Source organism: Falsiroseomonas sp. RANM36, from assembly GCF_056682175.1.
In genome coordinates this window covers 808133-815083 of the sequence record NZ_JBWXTD010000004.1, presented here as the reverse complement: position 1 = coordinate 815083, position 6951 = coordinate 808133, and the positions used below count along the sequence as shown (strand labels likewise).

Here is a 6951-nt window from a genome sequence, read left to right as displayed (position 1 = left end):
CGCGTCGCACCCTCCGGCGCGGCGGCGAGGAAGGGGTCCACCACAACGGCCTGGGAGAGCCCGCGCTCCCGCCATGACGGACACGCTTCCCCCCCTCCTCCTCGTCGGCTGCGGCAAGATGGGCGGCGCGATGCTCGCCGGCTGGCGGGAGCGCGGGCTCTCCCAGGCCGTTGTGGTGGACCCCTTCCTCGCCGCCGCGCCGGAGGGTGCGACGCTGGTGACGTCGGCCGGCGACATCCCGGCGGGATTCGCGCCGGCCGCCGTGGTGCTCGCGGTCAAGCCGCAGGAAGCCGCCGCCACCCTGCCGCTCTACGCTCGCTTCGCCGGCGGCGCCGTCTTCGTCTCGATCATGGCCGGCAAGACCATCGCCGCGATGCGCGGCCTGCTGGGCGAGGGGGCCGCCATCGTCCGCGCCATGCCCAACACGCCGGCCGCTGTGCGCCAGGGCTTTTGCGTCGCCTGCGCCGGCCCCGGCGTCGCCGCCGCGCAACGCGATCTCGCCCACACGCTGCTCGCCGGTGCCGGGGAGGTCGCCTGGGTCGAGGAGGAAGGGCTGCTCGATCCCGTCACCGCGGTCTCGGGCGGCGGCCCGGCCTATGTCTTCCTGCTGGCCGAGCTGCTGGAGAAGGCTGCGGTCGAGCAGGGCATCCCGGCCGGGCTCGCCCGCCGCATGGCGCGCGCGACGGTCGCGGGCTCCGGCGCGCTGCTCGCCGCCAGCACCGAGGACGCCGCGCAGCTCCGCAAGAACGTCACCAGCCCGAAGGGGACCACGGAGCGCGCCCTGGCGGTGCTGATGGCCGACAGCGCGTGGCCCGAGCACATCTCCCGCGCCATCGCCGCCGCCACCGCGCGCTCGCGCGAGCTTGCCGGCTAGCCGCGGCATCCCCACCATTTCCGCCATGGACACCGCCGCCCCGACCGACGCCGCCCCCGCGGACGCCCCGCTGACGGAAGCCCTGTTCCGCGTGATCGCCGCGCATGGCTGGCGCGGCGTGACGCCCGGCCGGCTCTCGGCCGAATCGGGGCTTCCGGCCGGGGAGCTGGTGCGGCGCTTCCCCTCCCGCCTCGGCCTGCTGCGGCTCTGGGCCGATGTGGTGATGGACCAAGTGGAGCAGGGCACCGTTCCCGGGCAGGGCGGCACGCCGCGCGACCGGCTGTTCGACGTGCTGATGCGCGGCCTGGATGCGCTGGCGCCCTACCGCGCGGGCCTCACGCGGCTGATGCGGGAGATGTACACGGACGCGGTGCTGTATGGCGCCGTCGCGCCGCTGTTCCAGCGCAGCATGGAGCGGATGCTGGCCGCCGCCGAGATCGAGAGCGGCGGGCTCAAGGGGCGGCTGCGCGCGGCGGGTCTGACGCTGGTCTGGATCCGCGTGGTCAACGCCTGGTCGAAGGACGAGACGGAGGAGCTCGGCCCCACCATGGCCACCCTCGACCGCACGTTGGAGCGGGCGGAGCAGGCGGCACGCAGCTTCGGCCTGGCGGATGGCGACCTGGCGCCGCCGCCCGCCCCGGCGGACACGCCCGCCTGATCGAAGCCCCGCTTCTGCCGGCGCGCCGGGCCGGATAGGATCGCGGCGAAGCAAGGGGAGTTGCTGCCATGTCCGACCGTTTCCCGGTCAAGCCCGAAGACGTGATGAAGATGTTCGCCGAGTTCCGCCTGCCGCATTTCGCCGACCTCGAGGGCCTGGCCCAGGCCCAGCGCCGCAACCTCGAGGCGCTGTCGGCCGCCAACAAGGTGGCGCTCGAAGGCGCCCAGGCCGTGGCCCGCCGCCACATGGAGATCGTGCAGTCCGCCATGGGCGAGATGACGGAGGCGATGCGCAGCATGGCCGGCACGGACAAACCGCAGGAACGCGCGGCGCATCAGGCCGAGCTGCTGAAGGCCGGCTACGAGCGGGCCGTCGCGAACATGAAGGAGGTCGCCGACCTCATCCAGAAGTCGAATGGCGAGGCGCTGGCGCTGCTGAACAAGCGCTTCGCGGAGGCGATGGACGAGATCAAGCAGATGGCGGCGAAGGCCGGGCAGGGCTGAAGCACGACCGCGGCAGGCTGCCGCCGATCAGACCGGCAGCCTGACGCGCGCCCGCAGCCCGCCGAGCGGGCTGTCCTCCAGCACGATGTCGCCGCCATGGGCACGCGCGATGTCGCGTGCGATGGCAAGCCCGAGGCCCGTGCCGCCGGCCGAAAGCGTCGCAAAGGGACGGAACGCCTCCTCGCGCTGCGCTTCCGGGATGCCCGGCCCGTCGTCGTCCACCGTCACCTGCGCCCAGCCGCCCTGCCCACGCTCGCCGCCCGCCGGCGGCTCGCGCGGGATCTCGCCGACGGCGACGGCGATCCGGCGGGCATGCTTGCGCGCATTGTCGAGCAGGTTGGCCAGGCAGCGGCGCAGCGCATCGGCGCGCAGCGGCAGAACCAGCGAACCCGGCGCCTCCACCGCCACCTCCGCGCCGTCGCGCCGCGCCTTGCGCGCCACGTCGCGCACGATCTCGGCCAGGTCGGCGGGCCGCGCCTGCTCCGCGCCCTCGCCACGGGCGAAGGCGAGATAGGCGGCGACCATCCGCTCCATCTCCTCCACATCCTGGGTCAGCGCGGCGACCTCTTCCTCCTCCTCCTCGGTGCGCGGCAGCATCGCGAGGCCGAGGCGCATGCGCGTCAGCGGCGTGCGCAGGTCGTGGCTGATGCCGGCCAGCATGTCGGTGCGCTGGGCGACGAAGCGGCGGATGCGCTCCTGCATGTGGTTGAAGGCCTGCGCCGCCTGGCGGACCTCGGCCGCGCCCTCCGGCTTGATGGGCCCGACGTCGCGGCCCATGCCGAAGGCCTCCGCCGCGCTGGCCAGGCGGCGGATCGCCCGGACCTGGTTCTTCATGAACAGCGCCGCGACCAGGAACAGCAGCAGCGCCGAGCCGAGCAGCCAGATCGTGAAATAGTAGAGCGTGCCGCTGAACAGCCGCTTGCGCGGCGCCTCGGCGTGCAGCACGCCGCCCGGCAGCTGGATGCGGATGATGACGCTGCGCGCATCGGAAACCCAGTCGGCATCGAAGGGCCGGCCGACCCGCTCGACCATGGCGCGCGCCAGGTCCTCCTCCAGCGGCAGCAACGGGAGCGAGGTCGGACGCTCCGGCGTCGGGCCGAGGGTCGCGCCGGGCTCGAAGGCCAGCGCCATGTCGAAGCGCCAGGCGACCTCGCGGAACACCCAGGCGCGGTTCTCGGGCGAGGGGTCGCGCTGCAGCAGCTCGACGACGAAGCTGAGCTCGCCCGCGACGGCGCCGGCCAGGCGGCGCGAGATGACATCGAGATGCGAGCCGTAGAACACCTGCAGCGCCACGCCCTGCAGGATCAGCAGCGGCAGCAGGATGATCAGCAGGCTGCGCCCGAGCAGGCCCCGCGGCATCAGCAGCCGGAGCAGCCGCTCCATCCGCATGCCGCGGCCGGGCCTGGCGCCGGCCATCGCTACAGCCCCGGCCGCAGCACGTAGCCGCGGTGGCGCACCGTCTGCACGAAGCGCGGCTCCCGCGGGTCCGGCTCGATCTTGCGGCGCAGCCGCGTGACCTGCACGTCGATCGCGCGCTCCCCGGCCTCGGGCGTGCCGAGCGCCTCGGCGATCTCCTCCCGGCTCAGCACCTCGTTCGGTCGCGCGGCCAGCGCGGCCAGCAGCGCCTGCTCGCCGCCGGTCAGGCGCACCACCCCTTCCGGGCCGCGCAGCTCCACGCGCTGCGGGTCGAACCAGCGGCTGCCGAGCTGCACCGGCCCCACCACGGGCTCGGCCGGCGGCGGCGGCGCGGCGCGGCGGAGGATGGTGCGGATGCGCAGCGCCAGCTCGCGCGGGTCGAAGGGCTTGGCGAGGTAGTCGTCCACCCCCGCCTCCAGCCCGGCGATGCGGTCATCCGGCGCGCCGCGCGCGGTCAGCATCAGGATCGGCACGTCCTGCCCGTCCCGCCGCAGCCGCTCCACCAGCTCGATGCCGGTCTCCCCGGGCATCATCACGTCGAGCACCACGAGGTCGAAGAACATGTTGGCGAGCGCGTGCCGCGCCGCGGCGGCATCGGCCGCGCCGGTCACGCGGAAGCCCTGCTCGGCGAGGAAACGCTGCAGCAGCGCGCGCAGCCGCGCGTCGTCATCCACCACCAGCACATGCGGCGGCTCGGCCTGGGCTTCGGTGGCGGCGGGCAGGATCATCCCGCCCCCTCGCGCGGCTCCGCCGCTTCCAGCCGCTCCAGCGCGGCGCGCGCATCAGGACCCATCAGTCCGCGCATGACGCGCCGGAAACCCTCCACCGCCTGTGGCCCGGCCTCCCGGTAGGCCTGCATGATCGTCTCCCGCTGCCGCTCGTAGAGCCGCCGCTCCAGCGCCGCGCCCTTCTCCGTCAGCGACAGCAGGCGCTGCCGCCGGTCGGTGCGGCCCGGCGCCTGCGTCACGTAGCCCTCCTCGACCAGCGGGGTCAGCACGCGCCCGAGCGACTGCTTGGTGATCGCGAGGATGCCGAGCAGGTCGCCCACCGTGATGCCCGGCCGGCGCCCGACGAAGTGCAGCACGCGGTGATGCGCCCGGCCCATGCCGAGATCGGCCAGGATCGCATCCGCGCCGGCCGTGAAGTCGCGATAGCCGAAGAACAGCAGGTCCTGCGCCAGGCGCAGCTCCTCCTCCCGCAGGAAGAGCAGGCTGCGCCCGGCCGGCGCGGCCGCGCTGCGCGCGCCGGCCTCGGCTTCGGCGGCCACCGCCTTCGCGGCGGCCCGCGCGGCGGCCTTCGCCATGCCGCTCATCGGAGCATGCCTGTCATGCCGTCCTGCTGGTCCGGAAATTGGTCAGCATTGTTGACGCATTCCTCTGGCCGCGCCACACTCTGCGGGTCGCATGGCAGCACCAGCCCGGATATACGACAACGGCGTGCGGCTGCGTAGCGACCGGCATGCAGGCCCTTGCCACGACGCGGCCGGCCCTGCCGCCGACAAGCCTGCGACGAAGCTGGAGGAATGCCCGATGGCCCTGGTGCCCTTCGACGACCGCGACGGCTGGATCTGGCTGGACGGCGACTTCGTCCCCTGGCGCGATGCGCGCCTGCACGTCCTGACGCACGGCCTGCACTACGCCTCCGGCGTCTTCGAGGGCGAGCGCGCCTATTCCGGCCACATCTTCAAGCTGCGCGAGCACACCGAACGGCTGATCGCCTCCGGCCGCATCCTCGGCTTCGAGATCCCCTGGACCGAAGCCGAGATCGACGCCGCCTGCCAGGAAACCCTGGCGCGCAACGGCCTGGCGGACGGCTATGTGCGCCCGATCGCCTGGCGCGGCACGGAGCAGCTTTCCGTCTCCGCGCAGCAGACGCGGATCCACCTGGCGATCGCCGCATGGGCCTGGCCGAACCTGTTCGGCGACAGCCGGATGAAGGGCGTCCGCCTGACCTGGGCGAAGTGGAAGCGCCCGCACCCCGAGACCGCGCCCACCGCCTCCAAGGCCGCCGGCCTCTACATGATCGGCACGCTCTCCAAGCACGCCGCCGAGGCGGAGGGCTTCGACGACGCGCTGATGCTGGACTGGAAGGGCGACATCAGCGAGGCGACCGGTGCCAACGTCTTCCTTGCGATCGACGGCGAGTTGCACACGCCGACGCCGATCAACTTCCTGGACGGCATCACCCGGCGGACCGTCATCGCGCTGGCGAGGAAGCGGCAGATCAAGGTGGTGGAGCGCACCATCCCGCAAGCCGACCTGGCGCGGGCGAGCGAGGTCTTCCTCGCCGGCACCGCGGCGGAAGTGACGCCGGTGCGCCAGGTCGGCGACCTCACCTTCACCCCGGCCGGGATCACCGGGACGCTGCTCAAGGACTACGAGGCCCTGGTGCGCCTGCCGCCGGAACAGGTGGCGGCCCGGCGCGCCGCCGGAGCCGGCCGCCGGGCGGGCCGGGGCCAGGGGGTGACGCTGCGGCTGCAGCCCGCGCGGGCCGGCGATGCCGGGCCCATCGCGGCGCTGCACCTCGCGTCCTGGCGCGACGCCTGTCGCGGCCTGCTCGACGACGCCTTCCTGGATGCCGAGGCGCCCGCCGTCATGTCGGTGCACTGGGAGGAGGTCCTCGCGCAGCGGCCCCTGCCGGGCGTGGTGCTGCTCGCGAAGCTCGGCAGCGAGGCCGTCGGCTTCTGCGCCGCCTGGCAGCATGGCGCCACCGCGCATGTGGACAACCTGCATGTCCGGCCCGGCCGTCGCCGGGCCGGGATCGGACGGGCGCTGATCGGCGAGGCGGCGGCCCGGCTGCAGGCGCGCGGCTGCGCCGAGGCCGATCTGCGCGTCTTCGCCGGAAACGCCGCGGCGCTGCGCTTCTACCGTGGCCTCGGCGCCCGGATCGGGCCGCCGGAGGCCGGCGCCAGCTTCGGCCAGAGGGTGATCGAGCGGCGCTGCGACTGGCCCGATATCGGCAAGCTGATCGCCGCGGCCGCGCTGCCGCGATGAAAACCGTCACGATCCTGCGGTAGCCTTTTCTCCCCGACCGTGACGGAGAACACCCGATGACGACCCGCGAGATCGCCGAGGCCTTCTGCGCCCTGCTGAAGGCTGGCCAGCACCAGGAGGCGGCGGCGCAGTTCAACGCCGACGACATCGTCAGCCATGAGGCGATGGAAGGCCCGTTGGCGCGGCTGGAGGGCAAGGCCGCGGTGAAGGGCAAGAGCGACTGGTGGTATGCCAACCACGAATGGCATGGCGGCGGCGCGGAAGGCCCCTTCGTCAACGGCGACCAGTTCGCCGTGATCTTCGACATGGACGTCACGGCGAAGGAGACCGGCCAGCGCATGCAGATGCGCGAGGTCGGCCTCTACACCGTCAGGGATGGCAAGGTCGTGGAGGAACGCTTCTTCTACTGAGGGCGGGCCTGCCTGCCGCGCGGACCGCCCCCCCGCCCCCCCCCCCCCCCCCCGGCCCCCCCGCCGGCGCCCACGGTTTGCGCCGCCGAGCGCCGCG

General features: G+C 73.7%; 8 protein-coding genes. 5 read left to right on the top strand and 3 right to left on the bottom strand.

Annotated elements, in window-relative coordinates; all coding sequences use genetic code 11:
• Window positions 1–73 precede the first annotated feature (73 nt).
• The 3 genes from proC to AC1MIR_RS17715 all read left to right on the top strand — a co-directional run bounded on the left by proC (window position 74) and on the right by AC1MIR_RS17715 (window position 2035).
• The gene (proC, locus tag AC1MIR_RS17725) at window positions 74–874 is read left to right on the top strand and encodes a pyrroline-5-carboxylate reductase (protein ID WP_480029502.1); all 801 of its coding nucleotides are present in this window, start codon (window positions 74–76) and stop codon (window positions 872–874) included.
• 25 nt (window positions 875–899) lie between these two features.
• Entirely contained in the window at window positions 900–1532 is a 633-nt protein-coding gene (locus AC1MIR_RS17720) for a TetR family transcriptional regulator (RefSeq protein WP_480029501.1), read from the top strand.
• Between the two features lie 68 nt (window positions 1533–1600).
• Window positions 1601–2035 (top strand): phasin family protein, encoded by a 435-nt coding sequence (locus AC1MIR_RS17715; protein WP_480029500.1) that lies wholly within the window; start codon window positions 1601–1603, stop codon window positions 2033–2035.
• A gap of 27 nt (window positions 2036–2062) precedes the next feature.
• On the opposite strand, the gene AC1MIR_RS17710 is transcribed toward AC1MIR_RS17715, so the two are convergent.
• From AC1MIR_RS17710 to AC1MIR_RS17700, 3 genes are read right to left on the bottom strand one after another with little or no spacing between them, the layout of a single operon-like run.
• On the bottom strand, window positions 2063–3451 hold the full coding sequence (locus AC1MIR_RS17710; RefSeq protein ID WP_480029499.1) for an ATP-binding protein: 1389 nt from the start codon (window positions 3449–3451) through the stop codon (window positions 2063–2065).
• A gap of 2 nt (window positions 3452–3453) precedes the next feature.
• Window positions 3454–4179: a response regulator gene (locus tag AC1MIR_RS17705; RefSeq protein ID WP_480029498.1), complete on the bottom strand. Its 726-nt coding sequence runs from the start codon at window positions 4177–4179 to the stop codon at window positions 3454–3456.
• The gene (locus AC1MIR_RS17700) at window positions 4176–4763 is read right to left on the bottom strand and encodes a MarR family winged helix-turn-helix transcriptional regulator (protein WP_480029497.1); all 588 of its coding nucleotides are present in this window, start codon (window positions 4761–4763) and stop codon (window positions 4176–4178) included. The genes AC1MIR_RS17705 and AC1MIR_RS17700 overlap by 4 nt, the downstream gene beginning before the upstream one ends.
• Before the next feature lie 217 nt (window positions 4764–4980).
• On the opposite strand from AC1MIR_RS17700, the gene AC1MIR_RS17695 reads away from it, so the two are divergent.
• Entirely contained in the window at window positions 4981–6444 is a 1464-nt protein-coding gene (locus AC1MIR_RS17695) for a branched-chain amino acid aminotransferase (RefSeq protein WP_480029496.1), read from the top strand.
• 56 nt (window positions 6445–6500) lie between these two features.
• Window positions 6501–6854: a SnoaL-like domain-containing protein gene (locus AC1MIR_RS17690; RefSeq protein ID WP_480029495.1), complete on the top strand. Its 354-nt coding sequence runs from the start codon at window positions 6501–6503 to the stop codon at window positions 6852–6854.
• Window positions 6855–6951: the final 97 nt, after the last annotated feature.

Bases quoted from the DNA above. Each gene is read 5' to 3' on its own strand.
- AC1MIR_RS17710 (WP_480029499.1), bottom strand. From the start codon at position 3,451: ATGGCCGGCGCCAGGCCCGGCCGCGGCATGCGGATGGAGCGGCTGCTC.
- AC1MIR_RS17715 (WP_480029500.1), top strand. From the start codon at position 1,601: ATGTCCGACCGTTTCCCGGTCAAGCCCGAAGACGTGATGAAGATGTTC.
- proC (WP_480029502.1), top strand. From the start codon at position 74: ATGACGGACACGCTTCCCCCCCTCCTCCTCGTCGGCTGCGGCAAGATG.
- AC1MIR_RS17705 (WP_480029498.1), bottom strand. From the start codon at position 4,179: ATGATCCTGCCCGCCGCCACCGAAGCCCAGGCCGAGCCGCCGCATGTG.
- AC1MIR_RS17690 (WP_480029495.1), top strand. From the start codon at position 6,501: ATGACGACCCGCGAGATCGCCGAGGCCTTCTGCGCCCTGCTGAAGGCT.
- AC1MIR_RS17720 (WP_480029501.1), top strand. From the start codon at position 900: ATGGACACCGCCGCCCCGACCGACGCCGCCCCCGCGGACGCCCCGCTG.
- AC1MIR_RS17695 (WP_480029496.1), top strand. From the start codon at position 4,981: ATGGCCCTGGTGCCCTTCGACGACCGCGACGGCTGGATCTGGCTGGAC.
- AC1MIR_RS17700 (WP_480029497.1), bottom strand. From the start codon at position 4,763: ATGAGCGGCATGGCGAAGGCCGCCGCGCGGGCCGCCGCGAAGGCGGTG.